Genomic DNA, 15,701 nt, shown 5'->3' on the forward strand with positions numbered 1-15,701 from the left:
GATCACTATCAGCGTCCGGGCCGTCGGCGGCAACACGGGACTGCCGCAGCGATCCCGGCCTAGCCACGACCGGCAGGCGCCTCGTCCGGGCTCCACGGCCCGGTGATCGGCCCCGGCCGCACCGGAGGCTCCTGGACCAAAGCCGTGGTCGGTACCGTGTTGTGGTGCAACCGGAACACGTCGAACCGGTTGTAGTGGCCGATGATGTCGTGCATCTGCTTCGGCTGGATGCACCGCGCCAGGTCGATCTCGGCGTACACGATGCCCTCGGCGTCGATCAGCGGTTCGGTGACGGGGTTGCCGTCGGGGCCGAAGATCCCGGACAACGCGCTGTGCGGGCGGCGCATTCGGCGGGCGGTGTCCTCGTCGCCGTGGGCCGCGATGTCGATCATCTCGTCGGTGATGGTGGAGCAGGCGACGATGGAGAACAGCTTGCCCTCGAACGCGTGTGCGGCGGTGCGGATCGCGATGGCCTGGGCCATGTCGTAGTCCGCGGGGGCGACGGGCAGCGCGATGTAGTTGGCGGCGTGGACGAGTTCGCCTTGGGCGAGCAGCGCGAATCGGGCCAGGGTGTTGGTGTTCTCGCCACACGCGAGGACGCCGAGCGGGCCGACCGGGGTCTGGTGCACGACGACCGTGCTGCCGTCGCCGGGTGTCCAGGTCAGCTTCTCCGCCCACGTCGGCATGAGTTTGCGGTGCAGGCCGAGCACCGCGCCGTCCGGGCCGATGGTCAGGACGCTGTTGTAGAGCACGCCGAGGCTGTGCCGGCCGCGTTCGTTGACGCCGATGACGACGGTCGTCCTCGTGGCCGCCGCCGCCGCGCGCAGGGTGTCGACGTGCGGGCCCGGCACGTCGACGGACGCCCGGTACAGGCGCTCGTACAGCGGTGAGGCGGCGACCGGGCTCATCGTCCAGTTCCAGTACGGGTAGCCGGGGACGAAGACCTCGGGGAACACCACCAGTTCCGCGCCCCGGCCGGCGGCCTCGTGGATGATCGACACGGCCTTGGCGACCGTCGCGGCGGGATCCAGGTAGACCGGCGCGGCCTGCACGGCGGCGGCGGTGAAGCGGGGGAAGTCTTCCACGGGTTCTCCTACCGTCCGGGACGCCAACGTTGGTGCACCGGCTCGGTTTCGGCGGACCGGAGCGTGAGCATGGGACGGGCACGGCCGCCGACCGGCGGTTTCGCGCTGCCGGCGGCGTACATCGAGGGCCAGTGCGCCCCTGGCCCGGTGTAGCCGAGGTCGGCCGCCGCGTGCAGGGTCCACGCCGGGTCGTACAGGTGTGCCCGGCCGATGGCGATCAGATCGGCGCGGCCCGCGAGCAGGATGGAGTTCGCGTCGTCGTAGGTCGAGATGCCGCCGACGGCGATCGTCGGAACGCCTGTCGCGGCACGGATGCGGTCCGCGAACGGGGTCTGGTAGCTGCGCCCGTAGGCCGGTCGTTCGTGCGGGACGACCTCGCCGCTGGACACGTCGATCGCGTCCACGCCGTGCGAGGCGAACGCGGCGGCGATGCGCACCGCGTCGTCCACCGTCGTGCCGCCAGGCGCCCAGTCCACGGCGGAAATCCTGGCCAGCAAAGGCTTCTGCGCCGGCCACACCGCCCGCACGGCATCGACGACCGCGAGCGGGAACCTCAACCGCCCGTCGAGTCCCCCGCCGTAACGGTCGGTGCGCTGGTTGGTGAGCGGCGACAGGAACGTCGACAGCAGATACCCGTGGCCTGCCTGGATCTCCAGCACGTCGAACCCGGCGTCGTCAGCCCGGACCGCCGCTGCCGCGAACCGCTCGGCGATGGCGTGCAACTCGGCTTCGGCGAGTGCCCGCAGGTCGGCGACGCCCGGACCACCCTTGCGGCCGGAGTGGTTGAGCTGCACGCCGACAGCGGCCCCGCTGTGCTCGTGCACCGCGTCCGTGATCCGCCGCCATGCGCCGGTCTGCTCGTCGGTGTACAGACCGGCGCAAGCGGGTGTCGCCCGAGCGTCCGCGCTGACGGCGGTCATCCCGGCGAGCACCAAACCCGCCCCGCCCAGCGCTTTCCCGACCAGGTGCAGGAGTTCGGCATCCCCCGGGACACCGTTCTCCGCGCGGTCGATGGCGATCGGCGCGGCGACCGCCCGGTTGCGGAGCACCAGACCGCGCAAGGCGAACGGCTGGAACAGGGGCGGGGCGGGCTCGTCCCGCCGAAGCGGCTGCCGGGCGTCGAACCACCGGTCCAGGGCGGCGATGTACTCGGGGTCGCGCAGCCGGAGGTTGTCGTAGGTGACGCGCCTGCTGCGGGTCAGCAGGTTGAACGCGAACTGCTCGGGCTCCTGGCCGACCGCGTGCTCGATGGTCTCGAACCACTCCAGGCTCGCCTGCGCGGCCCGTTGGGTGGACTCCACGACGGGCCTGCGTTCGGCCTCGTAACGGTCCAGCGCGGTGTCCAGGTCGGGCGCGGTCCGGAGGGCGGCGGCCAGCGCCAGCGAGTCCTCCATGGCCAGCTTGGTGCCGGAGCCGATGGAGAAGTGCGCGGTGTGCGCGGCGTCGCCGAGCAGCACGATGTTGCCGTGTCGCCACGTCGCGTTGCGCACGGTCGTGAACCGGACCCACTTGGAGTTGTTGGTCAGCAACGAACTCCCGTCGAGGAAGTCGCCCAGCAGCTCGGCGCACCGGGCCACGCTGTCCTCGTCGCTGCGCCCCGGCGGGAGGTCGCGCGCGGCCAGGTCGGCGAACCCCGCCGCGCGCCAGGTGCGTTCGGTCAGCTCCACGATGAACGTGCTGCGCTCGGCGCTGAACGGGTAGGCGTGCACCTGGACGGGGCCGAAGTCCGTCTCCCGCACGGTGAACGTGAACGCTTCGAGCACCCGGTCGGTCGCCAGCCACATGTACCGGCACTCGCGCTCGTCCAGCGACGGCTGGAAGACGTCCGCGTGCTTCGCGCGGGTGGCCGAGTTGACGCCGTCCGCCGCCACCACCAGGTCGTAGTCGCGGGCCAGCGCGTCGGCGGCCGGCGCGAGGGCGGAGAACCGCAGGTCCACGCCCAGGTCCCGGCAACGCCGCTGGAGGAGGCCGAGCAGCCGGGTGCGCTCGATCGCCGCGAACCCGTGCCCGCCGGAGGTCTGGACGGCGCCCCGGTAGTGGATGTCGATGTCGCTCCAGCGCGCGAACTCGGCCTCCATCGCGGCGGCGATCACCGGGTCGGCGCCGGCGATGCCGTCCAGGGTCTCGTCGGAGAACACCACGCCGAACCCGAAGGTGTCGTCGGCGGCGTTGCGCTCCCAGACGGTGACCTCCCGCTGGGGGTCGAGCTGCTTGGCCAGTGCCGCGAAGTACAGCCCGCCGGGGCCGCCGCCGACGACCGCGATCCTCATCGGCCCACCACTTCGACCACGCCGGCCAGGGCGGAACGGACCTCGGGCGGCCACGGCGTGGCGGCGGGCGCGTCCGGCTCCACGTGCGCGATGACCATGGTGCCGTCGGCGGCCACGCCCGACTCGCCGTGCACCGTGAACTCGTACCGCAACGAAGTCCGGCCGAGCCGCACGATCCGCAGCCGGGTGCGCACGGTCTCGCCGAACCACAGCCGGGAGCGGTAGTTCACCTCGTGCCGCACCCTCGGCGTGCGGCCGAAGAGCCCGGCCAGCCCGTGGCCGCGCAGCAGCTCCGCCTCGGCCTGTTCCACCCAGCGCAGGATCGCGGAGTGGTGCTGGTGGCCCGCCGCGTCGGTGTCGTGCCACTCGACCAGGCGCTGGATCGTCACTTCGCCGCCGGCAGTGGCCTCCGGTGTCGCCATCGCTGCTCCTCCAGGACTCTTGACACCGGGAACGGTATTGCGGAATGTTGACGTGCGTCAAGACAACGAGATATCGCGCAGAGCGGCTGAGGAGCTGCCATGACGACGTACAGCGATGACGTGCTTGGCCGGGCCCGGGTGACCGACAACGCGGACCTGCACGCCTACTACGACAAGCTGGCGCGCCTCGACGCCGGCGCGCTGTGGACCATCGCGAACAAGATCGAACCGTGGTTCCCGCAGCCGGAGTCGGTACCGGTCAAGTGGAGCTACCAGGAGCTGCGCCCGCTGGTCCTGGAGGCGCTGCGGCTGGTCAGCGGCGACGACGCGGGCCGCCGCGTGGTCGCGCTGTACAACCCGCGGCGGCGGGACATCGCGGCGACCGTCGGCCTGCTCTACAGCGGCCTGCAGATCATGGGTCCGGGCGAGTCGATGACCGCGCACCGGCACCAGGCCGCCGCCCTGCGGTTCGTCATCGAGGGCACCGGCGCGTGGACGATCGTGGACGGCCAGAAGCTCAAGGTGGGGCCGCGCGACTTCGCCATCACGCCCAACTGGACGTGGCACGAGCACGGCAACGAGGGCGAGGACGGGCCGGTGATCTGGCAGGACGGCCTGGACATCCCGCTGGTCAACGCGCTGGACGCCGGGTTCTACGAGGTGCACCCGGACGTCTACCAGAAGCAGGAGGGGATCACGAACTCCTCGCTGCACGTCTACGGCGCCGGCCAGTTGCGGCCGTTCGGCGACACCTGGCACAAGAACCACTCGCCGCTGCTCGCCTACCCGTGGGAGCCGACCTACGAGGCCTTGCTGAACGCGGCCAAGGCGACCGACGGATCGCCGTTCGACGGCGTCATCATGGAGTACAGCAACCCGCTGACCGGCGGCTCGGTGATGCCGACGATGAGCGCCCACATGCAGTTGCTGCGGCCGGGTGAGGCGACCCTCGCGCACCGGCAGGTCGGCTCCAAGATCTACACCGCGGCCAAGGGCAGCGGGCACTCGGTGGTCGCGGGCAGGCGCATCGACTGGACCGAGGGCGACATCTTCTGCGTCCCGTCGTGGGCCTGGCACGAGCACGCCAACGCGAGCCGCTCCGACGACGCGTGCCTGTTCTCGTTCAACGACTTCCCGGTGATGCGCGCGCTCGGCTTCTTCCGCGAGGAGGCCTACCCGCACCACGACGGCCACCAGCTTGTCGCCTGAGCACCCATCCCAGAACGGAAACCCATGCTGCTGGTCACCTTCTCCACCGCCGACGGCCGCCCCCGCCTCGGCGTGCAACGGGAAACCGACATCGTCGACGTCGCCGCCCTCTCCCCCGACGCTCCAACCACGCTGTGGGACGTCGTGAACGGCTCGGTGGACACCGTCGCGGCGCTGCTCGCGGGGCCGATCCCGGACACGGCGCTGCACCCGGTCGACGGCGTGCGGCTGCACGCGCCCCTGCGGCCGGGCAAGATCGTCGGCGTCGGGCTCAACTACACCGAGCACGTCGCGGAGTCGGCACGGGCGCTGGACACCGCCAACGACCTGCCCCAGCAGCCGGTGCTGTTCTGCAAGCCGTCCACCGCCGTCATCGGTCCCGACGAGCCGATCGAGCACAACGCCGCGCTGACCTCGCAGCTCGACTGGGAGTGCGAACTCGCCGTGGTGATCGGCCGGACCGCGAAGCGGGTGCCGCCCGAGCGCGCCTTGGACTACGTCTTCGGCTACAGCGTCGTCAACGACATCAGCGCGCGGGACCAGCGCCGGGCCGGTTTGTGGTTCTACTCCAAGGGACAGGACACGTACGCGCCGTTCGGGCCGGCGATCCGCACCGCCGACGAGATCCCCGACCCGCACGCGCTCGACCTCTCCCTGCGGGTGAACGGCGAGGTGAAGCAGAAGTCCAACACCCGGTACATGCTGTTCCGCATCCCCGAGCTGATCGCGGACATCAGCGCCGGCTTCACCCTGGAACCCGGCGACGTGATCGCGACCGGCACGCCGTCCGGCGTCGGCGCGGGTCTGTCGCCGCAGCAGTGGCTGTGGCCCGGTGACGTGGTGGAGGCGACCGTGCAGCACGTGGGCACCCTGCGCAACCCGGTGGTGGACGCGCGATGACGTACCGGATCGGCCAGATCGTGCCCAGCTCCAACGTGACCATGGAGACCGAGATCCCGGCGATCTTCCGGGCCCGGGAGACCGTCGCGCCCGAGCGGTTCTCCTTCCACTCCAGCCGGATGCGCATGAAGCAGGTGCGCCCGGAAGAACTCGCCGCCATGGACGCCGACTCCGGCCGGTGCGCCGCCGAGCTGTCCGACGCGCGGGTCGACGTGCTCGGCTACGCCTGCCTGGTGGCCATCATGAGCCTGGGCCGGGGCTACCACCGCACGTCGGAGCGGAACCTGGCCGAGGTCACGGCCGACAACGGCGCGCCCGCGCCCGTGGTCACCAGCGCCGGGGCCCTGGTGAACGCCCTGCACATCCTCGGCGCGCGCACGATCACCGTGGTCTGCCCGTACCTCCGGCCGCTGACCGAGACCGTCGTCGGCTACCTCCGCGACGAGGGCGTCGACGTCGCCGACTACACCGCCCTGGAAATCCCCGACAACCTCGCGGTGGCGGCGCACGACCCGAAGAAGCTCGTGCCGATCGCCGCCGCGCTCGACCACCGCGACGCCGACGTGATCGTACTCTCGGCGTGCGTCCAACTGCCCTCCCTGGACGTGATCGAGGTGGTGGAGGCCGAACTGGGCAAACCCGTCGTCTCCGCGTCGATCGCGACCGCGCACCAGCTCATGCGCGCGCTCGACCTGCCCGCCGTCGCGCCCGGCGCCGGCACGCTGCTGGCCGGAGGCTACGCCGAGACGCCGTTCGCCGAGCATTGACAGTCCACTGAGGACACCCAGCGTCCGACACTCCGGGAAGGAGTGCAGCCGATGCCCCCGTCACGATCCGCCCACGTCGACACGTTCTGCCGAGACCACCTCCCGCCGCCGGAGCAGCAGCCCGAGTTCGTGTTCGACCTGCCCGAACTGCACTACCCCGAACGCCTCAACTGCGCCGAACAGCTCCTGGAGAACGTGATCCGCCGGTTCGGCCCCGACCGGCCGTGCCTGCGCACCGCAACCGAAACCTGGACCTACGGCGACCTCGCCCGGCGCAGCAACCGGATCGCCCGCGTGCTCACGGAGGACTTCGGCGTGCGGCCGGGCAACCGGGTGATGCTGCGCGGCCCCAACAACCCGTGGACGGTGGCCGCGTGGATGGCCGTCGTGAAAGCGGGCGCCGTCGCGGTGACCGTGATGCCGCTGTTGCGCGCCAAGGAGATCACGGAGTTGGTCGAGATCACCAGGCCGAGCCTGATCATCACCGACCACCGGTTCGCGGACGACATCCCGGCGGGCGGCCCGCCCACGCTCGGCTGCGGTTCGGACGACCCGGCCGACCTGACCACGCTCGTCCAGTCCAAAGAGGACAGCTTCGAGTGCGTGGACACCGCCGCCGACGACGTGGTGCTGCTGGCCCCGACCTCCGGCACCACGGGCCGGCCCAAGGCCACCATGCACTACCACCGCGATGTGCTGGCCTGCGCCGACACGTTCGCCAGGCACGTGCTGAAACCCGAGCCCGACGACGTGTTCACCGGCACGCCGCCGATCGGGTTCACGTTCGGCTTGGGCGGACTGGTGGTGTTCCCGCTGCGGTTCGGCGCGTCCACGCTCCTGCTCGAACGCGCCACGCCCGTCGAACTCGCCGACGCGATCGCCGACCACGGCGTGACCGTGCTGTTCACCGCGCCGACCGCGTACAAGGCGATGCTCGCGTCCGGAAAGGCCTCCGCGCTGAGAGGACTGCGCCGCTGCGTGTCCGCCGGCGAGCACCTGCCCGCGTCCACGTGGGAGCACTTCCACCGGGCGACCGGCCTGCGCATCATCAACGGCATCGGCGGCACGGAACTGCTGCACATCTTCATCTCCGCGGCCGACGACGACATCCGGCCCGGCGCGACCGGCAAGGTGGTGCCGGGCTTCCGGGCCGCCGTCCTCGACGACGACGGCGCCGCGGTGCCGGACGGGGTGCCCGGCAGGCTCGCGGTGAAGGGACCGACCGGCTGCCGGTACCTGGCCGACGAACGCCAGCGCCACTACGTGCGGCACGGCTGGAACATGACCGGCGACACCTACATCCGGGACTCCGCCGGCTACTTCTGGTTCCAGGCACGGGATGACGACATGATCATCTCGTCGGGCTACAACATCGCCGGTCCCGAAGTGGAAGCGGCGCTGCTCGACCACGTCGACGTCGCGGAGACGGCCGTGGTCGGCGCGCCGGACCACGAACGCGGGGCGGTCGTGTGCGCGTTCGTCGTCCTGCGGCCCGGTGTACCCGGCGATCCCGCGAAAGCCGCCGAACTCCAGGCGTTCGTGAAGGCCGTGATCGCGCCCTACAAATACCCTCGCCGCATCGAGTTCGTGGCCGGCCTGCCGAAGACGCCGAGCGGCAAGATCCAGCGCTACAAGCTCCGTGAGCTGGTGGGAAAGCAGGACAGTCGGTCCGGCGACGCACTGATACCGTGACGCCGTGACGACTGGATCGGGCGAGGTCGGGTTCGCCGACGGCGAGATCTTCACCAAGGCGGCCCAGCCCCGGCAGTTCATCGTGACGCTGTACGGCCTGTTCTCGCGCGGCCACGGCGGATGGCTGTCCGTCGCGTCGGTGGTGAGCCTGCTGCGGGAACTCGACATCGACGAGCCGGCGGTGCGTTCGTCCATCTCCCGGCTGAAGCGGCGGGACGTCCTGCAGGCCGAACGCCGTGCCGGCACCGCGGGCTACGCGCTCTCACCGGCGGGCCTGGCGATCCTCCAGGAAGGCGACCACCGCATCTTCCGGCGGAAGCGGGCGACGTTGGCCGACGGCTGGCTGCTCGCCGTGTTCTCGGTGCCGGAGGCGGAGCGCCACAAGCGACACCTGCTGCGCTCCCAGCTCAGCAGGCTCGGTTTCGGCACCGCCGCGCCCGGCGTCTGGATCGCGCCCGCCCACCTGCACGAGCCGACCGCCGACATCCTGCGCAGCCAGGACCTGCACGGCTACGCCGACCTCTTCCGCGCCGACCACCTGGCGTTCGGCGACCTGGCCGCGAAGGTCCACCAGTGGTGGGACCTGGACCAGTTGGAGGGGCTGTACTCGGCGTTCCTCACCGAGCACGGCCCCGCCCTGGACCGCCGCCACCGCCGGCGGGTGGTGGACGAGCGCGCGGCCTTCGCCGACTACGTCCGCCTGCTCACCGACTGGCGGCGCCTGCCCTACCTCGACCCGGGCCTGCCGGAGGAACTGCTGCCGCCGGACTGGATCGGCATCCGCGCCGCCGACCTGTTCTTCACCCTCCAGGACCGACTGGAAGACGCCGCCCGCGCCTACGGCACCCGCGTGATCGGGGCTTGAGGTCACTCCGGTTCGGCACTCGCGGTCGGCTCGGCACTCGCGGTCGGCTCGGTGCTCGCGATCGGCTCGGCAGTGGCGGTCGGCTCGGCAGTGGCGGTCGGCTCGGCAGTGGCGGTCGGCTCGGCAGTGGCGGCGGGCTCGGCGGACTCCGGTTTTGGGGCCGGTGGCGGGAAGTCCTCCACCCCGAGAAGACGGACCGCACGCGGCACGACGACGGCCCCGGCCAGGATCATCCCGCCCGCCACGACACACGCCACCGCCCAGTTCGCCCCGTCGTACAGCACCCCGGCCACCAGGCTCCCGACCAGGCCGCCGACGAGCGCCGCGGACTCGTAGATCCCCATCCCGCGCCCGACCTGCCCACCCGACGCCTCGGCGATCACCGCCTGCTGGATCGGCATCACCGCCGCCCACGCCAGACCGCTGAGCACCCACAACGCCGCGATCACGTACGGGCTGGGCGCCCACGCCAGGCTCACCGCGAACGCACAGCTCGCCAGTGAAGCCACCATCAGCACCCGCGAACGACCGAAGCGCACCACGTACCGGTGCAGGTACTCGGCGGCGACGCTCATCGCGATCGCACCGGGCAGGAACACGTACGCGACCTGCGCGACCTCCAGCCCGAACCCCCGCTGCAAGTGCAGCAGCAGCAACAACGCCACCGCGGCCTCCGCCGCCATCGTCATCGCCACCGCGAACAGCATCGGCCGCAACCGCCGCCCGACGGACACGATCCCGGCCGCCGCCAGACCCTCGTCGGCCCGCGCGGCACGCCGCGGCGCGGTCAGCAGCAGCCCCGCGGCGATCAGGCACGCCGCGGCGCAGCCCCAGAACAGACCGCCGAACCCGATCACGCCGAGCAGCGACATCCCGGCCACGAACGCGACCCACGACCCGGTCTCCTGCGACGTCAGCAGCCGCGGGAAGACCGCCGAGTCCTCGGCCAGCCGCTCACTGATGATCGCCCGCACGGCGACCCACAGCAGCGCGCCGCCCGCGCCACCCACCGCAGCCGCCCCATAAGCGATGAAAACGTTACCCGCCAACGCATACCCGGCACACGACACCGCGTACAGCACCGCACCGACCGCCGCGACGTACCGGCGTTCGCACCGGTCGGCCAGCACCCCGGCGATCGGCCGGACGATCACCGACAACGCCATCTCGACGGCCATCAGCACGCCGACCTCGGTCGCACTGAGCCCGATCGTGACACCCGCCCACAGCGGCAGGATGAAATCGATCAGCTCGGTGGGCCCGTTGGTCAGCGTGGCCGCCCACAACGTCTGCCGCTCCCTGCGACGCACGTCCCCCACTGCCGCCCCCTCAAAACCCCGAACAACGTTCGACCTACTCCGAACGGTATACTGAGTTTTGCCATGAACGCAAAGAACCAGGCTCTGGAACTGCTGTGGAACGGCGGCCGACGACCGGCCCGGGGCCCGCAGCGGGGGCTCACGATGGACCGCATCGTGGCCGCCGCGATCGAGGTCGCCGAAGCGGAAGGGCTCGCCGCCCTCTCCATGCGCCGCGTGGCCACCCGGCTCGGCGTCGGGACCGCGTCGCTCTACACCTACCTGCCCGGCAAGACCGAGCTGGAAGCGCTGATGCTGGACGCGGTCAGCATCGACGACACCCTGCCCAACGACCGGCCGGGCGACTGGCGGGCGAAGCTGGAGGCCTGGGCCCGAGCCGACTGGATCGGCTTCCGCCGGCACCCGTGGGTGCTGCAACTCGTGGCCACGAGCACCGCGCCCGGTCCGAACATGCTGCGCTGGCTCGACTCGGCGCTCGGCGTCCTGGCCGACACCGGACTGACCGAGGCCGAGAAGATGGCGGTGATCGAGTCGATCGACGCCTACGTCCGAGGGCTGGCCCGGCTCCAGATCGACGCCGACGCCAACGCCGAGGACCCGGGCGAGGCCCGTGAGCGCGACGAGGCCCTGGGCAGGCTGGTCGACTTCACCCGCTACCCGGCCCTGCTCCGAGCCCTGCGCGCCGGGGTGGCCCCGTGGACCGGCGACCAGTTCGAATTCGGCCTGCAACGCATCCTGGACGGCATCGAATCCCTGATCACCGCCCGCGCCGCCAAGCCTTGACGAAGACCGGAACCCTCGTCCGAGCCGTGCCGAAGACCGGACGGGCGGGGCTCAGGGGGTGAGCGCCGCGCGGACCTTGCCGATCACCGCGTCCTCGTCCTCGCCCACCCGACCGTCGGCCGACGCCACCTTCTCGCACATCCCCACCACGGCGGCGGCGAAGGCGGACGCGTCCGCGGGCGAGCGTTCGGACAGGATGGACATCGACGCGCGCAGGGCGGCCAGCACGCCGTCCTCCACGTCGGCCAGCGAGCCCGAAGGCAGCTCCGGCGCGCCGGCGTCGATCACCGAGCGCACCTCCGGCGGCAGGGTGGCCATCGCCTCGACACCGGCGTGGCTCTCCTGGTCGAGCGCCCCCTCCTCCGCGACCGACACCAGGACCATCGCGCCGTAGACCGCGGTGCGCAAGGTCCGGCTCTCCTCGTCCGTATAGCCCCTCATGTCGACAACCTTAAGGCGACCGGCCACCTGCCGAGGCGAAGGTCGGGAACAATGCGGCTATGACGGATGTGGCATGGGTAACAAGGGGGCACGCCGTGGAGTTCAGTCATACAGCCGTTTCACGCCCGTCGAGGAGGCCGGGACCGGGCTCGCGGACGTCCATCGTGGTGGCCGGCCGGCAGAAGGGCCTCGCATGATCCGCATTCCCGGCCTCGCCGTCACCGATCACCGGTTCACGGTGCCGATCGACCACGCCGAACCGTCGGCGGGCAGTCTGACCGTGTTCGCGCGGGAGGTGGTGGACCCCACCAGGGTGGGCGACCGGTTGCCGTGGCTGCTGTTCCTGCAGGGCGGCCCGGGAGGGAAGGCCCCTCGTCCGCTGGACGCCCGGGGCTGGCTGCGCCGCGCCGTCCGGACCCACCGGGTGCTCCTGCTGGACCAGCGCGGGACCGGGCGCAGCACCCCGGTGACGACCCGGACCGCCGCCTCCCTGGGGTCGGGGCTGGCGTCGTACTTAACGCACTTCCGCGCGGACTCCATCGTCGCCGACGCGGAGTCGATCCGGCGGAGCCTGTGCGGCGACGAGCCGTGGGAGACCTTGGGGCAGAGCTACGGCGGGTTCCTCACGCTGTCCTACCTTTCCCTTGCACCACAAGGCCTCCGTTCCTGCTACATCGCCGGTGGCCTGCCGGGCTTGGAGGCCACGGCGGACGACGTGTACGCCCGGACCTACCCGCGCGTGCGGGCCAAGGTGGCGGCCTACTACCGCCGCTACCCCGATGACGCCGACCGGGTGCGGCGGATCGCGGACCTGCTCGAATCGAGCCCGGTGACGCTGCCCGACGGCGATCGGCTGACCGTCGAGCGGTTCCGCGCGGTGGGGTTCGTGCTCGGGGTGGGCGACGGGCCCGAGCGCGTGCACTGGTTGCTGGAACGGGCTTTCGACGGCGACGAGTTGTCGGAGGCGTTCCTGTACGAGGTGATGGCCTGGACCTCGTACGCCGACCGGCCGCTGTTCGCCGTCCTGCACGAGTCCATCTACGGCCAGGACCGCAAACCCACCGGGTGGGCGGCCGAACGCGCGCTGGCCGGCTTCCCCGAGTTCGCGCCGGACGCCGACCCCCTGCTGTTCACCGGCGAGATGATCTACCCGTCGATGTTCGAGGACATCCGCACGCTGCGGCCGTTCGCCGAAGCCGCCCACCGGTTGGCCGACTGGACCGCGTGGACCCCGCTCTACGACCTGGACCGCCTGGCGCGCAACGAGGTCCCCATCGCGGCGATCGTCTACCACGACGACATGTACGTCGACACGGGCCTTTCGCTCGACACGGCCGAACGGGTCGGCGGACTGCGGACCTGGGTGACCAACGAGTGGGAGCACGACGGCGTCGGCGCTTCCGGTGAGCGGGTCCTGGACCGGCTCATCGACCTGGCCAACGGGCACGTCTGAGACACCGCGGCCACCGGGGAACGTCCCCGGTGGCCGCGGTGTGCCTCAGCCGGTGGTCGTGCCCCGGCGGTGGTAGTAGCCGCCCTGGTACCACGCCGCCGCCCGGGGACTGCTTGCACCCGAGCGCGGAGATGGCGCAACGCCTTCAAAGGCAACCCGCATGTCGAGCGCGGTGTTCCGCCCACGCGAGGGCAAGCTCGCCGAACGCCTGCCGACCATCGCGAACCTGGCCCGCGCCGCCTACTGGTGCCGCGCGCGCGACCACACGACCCATTTCGACTTCCTGCGAGCGAGGCAGACCAACCTCACGGTCGGTCATGGCGCACCTCGTACGGGAGCTTATCCGCGCTAGCTCGATGAAGGGATTACGAAGGTGCCGACGGCCACCTTCCGTGGTCTGTCCGATGCGCCAGGACACCCCTTGTGGGTGGACTATGCCATCGGGAGCGGTAACTGTCGAAATACGAGTTGCGACCCGGAACGGGTAGGTTAGGCTCGATTCGCAGGAGATCGCAGAAAAACTGCACAGGCCATCGAAAGGGGACTGCGAAGTGTTCAGGAAGATCCTTGCAAGTGCCGCTTCCGTCATGGTTGCCGCCAGCGCGGTGACCGCACTCGGAACATCCGCCAATGCCGATCCGGCGTACCTCCGGATCATCTCAGTGGACGACTCGTCCAAGGTGATCGCGGACGCCGGAAACCGCCGGGTAGAACTCCAGGTATGGAACGGAGACCTCAACCAGAAGTGGGAGCGGATCAACCGGAAGGGCGAGTACTACCAATACCGGAACGCCCGGTCCGGAGGTTGTCTCGCCGTTCCCAACAGCAGCACGAAGGATATCGACCTGATCACCTACAAGTGCGAGGTGACGTTCGACGACCAGTTCTGGAAGAGGATCCAGGCCTCGAAGGGACGGGAACTCGAAAACCTCTCGACACGGAAGTGCGTCGCGTACCGCAACCTCGTGGCGGGTTCTGCCATCAAACAGCAGGAGTGCGGGGACGATTCCAACGAAGAGTGGTACTTCGACGCGCTGTAGTCGCGGTGTCCGCCGAGGACCGCACCTGACAAGCGAACGACGGTCGGCCATCCCACGGGTGGCCGACCGTCGTCACTCATTGCGTCATGCCTTGCACTCGTTGAAGAGGATGATGGTCTTCCCCTTCTTCTCCTCGGCCTTTCCACACGTGTAAGCAGCCCCGTCGATACCGTCGAGCCCGACCTCGATCTCCTCCTGTGCGGCGCGTTCCTCCTCCGTCTTGCACAACACGCCGATCGGTCCCTTCGCCTCCGCCGGATCGATATCCGCGGCCTTCAGGATGCGCTGCACCTCGGGCACTTTCGCACTGGTCAGCCCCGCGCACGAGTACGTCTGGCCGGCGGACTGACGGACGGGCGCGTCGGCCGCGGCGACGCCACCACCGATCACCATGCTGATCGCGAACAGCGCGACGCACGCCTTACGCTTCATGATCGACACAACTCCCACTCGTCTCCTGAATCGGGTTCGGCACACACCTGGCGGTGTATTACCCACGCTCGCACGCGCTATACCGAATTCGCCGGACAACCCCACGAAAGAGCGATCGGACCACTCCGGATCATCACACCAAAGAGTGCGCGCCACCAATTCATCGACCTACCGCGACCGCGATTGAGCCGTTCAGGGATCACTGATGGATGAAGACGACGGATACCGCTACTCCGCATTCCGGGCGAGCCGGCCGGTGAAGGCCGCCGGTCAGCCGGCCGCGAGCAGCTCCGCCACCGTGACGAACCGGTACCCGCGCTCACGCAGCCGGTCGATGACCGGCCCGAGCGCTTCCCTGGTCCGCGCCCGGCCCGGGTACATGCCGTGCAGCAGCACGATGGAGCCGGGCCGGACCTGGTCGACGGTGTCCGCGACGATGGTGTCGGCGTCGGCGTCCGGGTTCGCGGAGTCCGGCTCGACGTCCCACATGATCGTCTTGCGGTGGTGCTCGTCCAGGTAGCGCGGGAGCGCGAACAGCTTCTTCCCGTTGGGTGGCCGGAAGGTGATCTCGCCGGCGTAGCCGGTCTCCCGGATCACGGCGTCGGTCCGGTCGACTTCGCTCGCGACCCGGTCCGGTGTCACGAACACCATCCGCTCGTGCGAGTACGAGTGGTTGCCGATCTCGTGCCCCGCGGCGGCGATCGCCTCGCCCAGGTCCGGGTGCGCCGCCAGCTCGCGGCCGGTCAGGTAGAACGTGCCGCGGACCTGCCTCCGCGCCAGGACCTCCAGCAGGGGCCGCGTGCCGGCCGGGTCTGGCCCGTCGTCGAACGTGAGCGCGACGACCTTGTCCTCCGTCTCGACCCTGCTGGTGAGGCCCCCGAAGAGCTGGAACGTGCGCGCGTTGGCCAACACCGACACCCCGACGCCGCCCAGCGGCACCACCACCAGGACCACGAGGACGACCACCGTCCACCGACGGGCTCGGGGACTGGCAGGCAGGAGGCTCATGGCGCAATCCTTGCC

16 protein-coding genes are annotated in these 15,701 nt (G+C 70.6%); 9 read left to right on the plus strand and 7 right to left on the minus strand.

Annotated features, from left to right (window positions below):
* Window positions 1-59 precede the first annotated feature (59 nt).
* The 3 genes from ACQPZF_RS22435 to ACQPZF_RS22445 are packed head-to-tail and all read right to left on the minus strand — an operon-like array spanning window position 60 to window position 3,777.
* A complete protein-coding gene (locus tag ACQPZF_RS22435; RefSeq protein WP_433259969.1) occupies window positions 60-1,085 on the minus strand; it encodes a carbon-nitrogen hydrolase family protein in 1,026 nt (341 codons plus the stop codon).
* Between the two features lie 8 nt (window positions 1,086-1,093).
* Window positions 1,094-3,355, minus strand: coding sequence for an FAD-dependent monooxygenase (locus ACQPZF_RS22440; RefSeq protein WP_433259970.1), 2,262 nt, complete (start codon window positions 3,353-3,355; stop codon window positions 1,094-1,096).
* A complete protein-coding gene (locus ACQPZF_RS22445) occupies window positions 3,352-3,777 on the minus strand; it encodes an acyl-CoA thioesterase (protein WP_433259971.1) in 426 nt (141 codons plus the stop codon). The genes ACQPZF_RS22440 and ACQPZF_RS22445 overlap by 4 nt, the downstream gene beginning before the upstream one ends.
* A 99-nt stretch (window positions 3,778-3,876) precedes the next feature.
* Between ACQPZF_RS22445 and ACQPZF_RS22450 the strand changes: the two genes are divergently transcribed.
* Genes ACQPZF_RS22450 through ACQPZF_RS22470 form a run of 5 tightly spaced genes read left to right on the plus strand, consistent with a single transcriptional unit; the run spans window position 3,877 to window position 9,210 of the window.
* Window positions 3,877-4,986: a cupin domain-containing protein gene (locus tag ACQPZF_RS22450; RefSeq protein ID WP_433259972.1), complete on the plus strand. Its 1,110-nt coding sequence runs from the start codon at window positions 3,877-3,879 to the stop codon at window positions 4,984-4,986.
* A gap of 24 nt (window positions 4,987-5,010) precedes the next feature.
* Complete coding sequence (locus ACQPZF_RS22455) at window positions 5,011-5,886, plus strand: fumarylacetoacetate hydrolase family protein (protein WP_433259973.1); 876 nt, start codon at window positions 5,011-5,013, stop codon at window positions 5,884-5,886.
* Window positions 5,883-6,653, plus strand: coding sequence for a maleate cis-trans isomerase family protein (locus ACQPZF_RS22460; RefSeq protein WP_433259974.1), 771 nt, complete (start codon window positions 5,883-5,885; stop codon window positions 6,651-6,653). The genes ACQPZF_RS22455 and ACQPZF_RS22460 overlap by 4 nt, the downstream gene beginning before the upstream one ends.
* 51 nt (window positions 6,654-6,704) lie before the next feature.
* Window positions 6,705-8,345 carry an AMP-binding protein gene (locus ACQPZF_RS22465; protein WP_433259975.1) on the plus strand — a complete coding sequence of 547 codons (1,641 nt, stop codon included), beginning with the start codon at window positions 6,705-6,707 and terminating at the stop codon, window positions 8,343-8,345.
* Between the two features lie 4 nt (window positions 8,346-8,349).
* On the plus strand, window positions 8,350-9,210 hold the full coding sequence (locus ACQPZF_RS22470) for a PaaX family transcriptional regulator (RefSeq protein ID WP_433259976.1): 861 nt from the start codon (window positions 8,350-8,352) through the stop codon (window positions 9,208-9,210).
* Between the two features lie 2 nt (window positions 9,211-9,212).
* On the opposite strand, the gene ACQPZF_RS22475 is transcribed toward ACQPZF_RS22470, so the two are convergent.
* Window positions 9,213-10,529, minus strand: coding sequence for an MFS transporter (locus ACQPZF_RS22475; RefSeq protein WP_433259977.1), 1,317 nt, complete (start codon window positions 10,527-10,529; stop codon window positions 9,213-9,215).
* Window positions 10,530-10,592: 63 nt separating this feature from the next.
* Between ACQPZF_RS22475 and ACQPZF_RS22480 the strand changes: the two genes are divergently transcribed.
* The gene (locus tag ACQPZF_RS22480; protein ID WP_433259978.1) at window positions 10,593-11,312 is read left to right on the plus strand and encodes a TetR/AcrR family transcriptional regulator C-terminal domain-containing protein; all 720 of its coding nucleotides are present in this window, start codon (window positions 10,593-10,595) and stop codon (window positions 11,310-11,312) included.
* 51 nt (window positions 11,313-11,363) lie between these two features.
* Here the strand turns inward: ACQPZF_RS22480 and ACQPZF_RS22485 are convergent, their stop codons facing one another.
* Window positions 11,364-11,753: a hypothetical protein gene (locus ACQPZF_RS22485; RefSeq protein WP_433259979.1), complete on the minus strand. Its 390-nt coding sequence runs from the start codon at window positions 11,751-11,753 to the stop codon at window positions 11,364-11,366.
* A 193-nt stretch (window positions 11,754-11,946) separates the two neighbouring features.
* On the opposite strand from ACQPZF_RS22485, the gene ACQPZF_RS22490 reads away from it, so the two are divergent.
* The 3 genes from ACQPZF_RS22490 (at window position 11,947) to ACQPZF_RS22500 (ending at window position 14,246) form a co-directional block, all read left to right on the plus strand.
* Window positions 11,947-13,206: an alpha/beta fold hydrolase gene (locus ACQPZF_RS22490; protein WP_433259980.1), complete on the plus strand. Its 1,260-nt coding sequence runs from the start codon at window positions 11,947-11,949 to the stop codon at window positions 13,204-13,206.
* Window positions 13,207-13,366: 160 nt separating this feature from the next.
* Window positions 13,367-13,558, plus strand: a complete 192-nt coding sequence (locus tag ACQPZF_RS22495) for a hypothetical protein (RefSeq protein WP_433259981.1) — start codon at window positions 13,367-13,369, stop codon at window positions 13,556-13,558.
* 199 nt (window positions 13,559-13,757) lie between these two features.
* Window positions 13,758-14,246, plus strand: a complete 489-nt coding sequence (locus tag ACQPZF_RS22500; RefSeq protein ID WP_433259982.1) for an RICIN domain-containing protein — start codon at window positions 13,758-13,760, stop codon at window positions 14,244-14,246.
* 84 nt (window positions 14,247-14,330) lie between these two features.
* Here the strand turns inward: ACQPZF_RS22500 and ACQPZF_RS22505 are convergent, their stop codons facing one another.
* On the minus strand, window positions 14,331-14,687 hold the full coding sequence (locus ACQPZF_RS22505; RefSeq protein ID WP_433259983.1) for a hypothetical protein: 357 nt from the start codon (window positions 14,685-14,687) through the stop codon (window positions 14,331-14,333).
* Between the two features lie 261 nt (window positions 14,688-14,948).
* Window positions 14,949-15,686: a polysaccharide deacetylase family protein gene (locus ACQPZF_RS22510; RefSeq protein ID WP_433259984.1), complete on the minus strand. Its 738-nt coding sequence runs from the start codon at window positions 15,684-15,686 to the stop codon at window positions 14,949-14,951.
* Window positions 15,687-15,701: the final 15 nt, after the last annotated feature.

This window comes from Actinosynnema sp. CS-041913, from assembly GCF_050942485.1.
GTDB lineage: Bacteria > Actinomycetota > Actinomycetes > Mycobacteriales > Pseudonocardiaceae > Actinosynnema.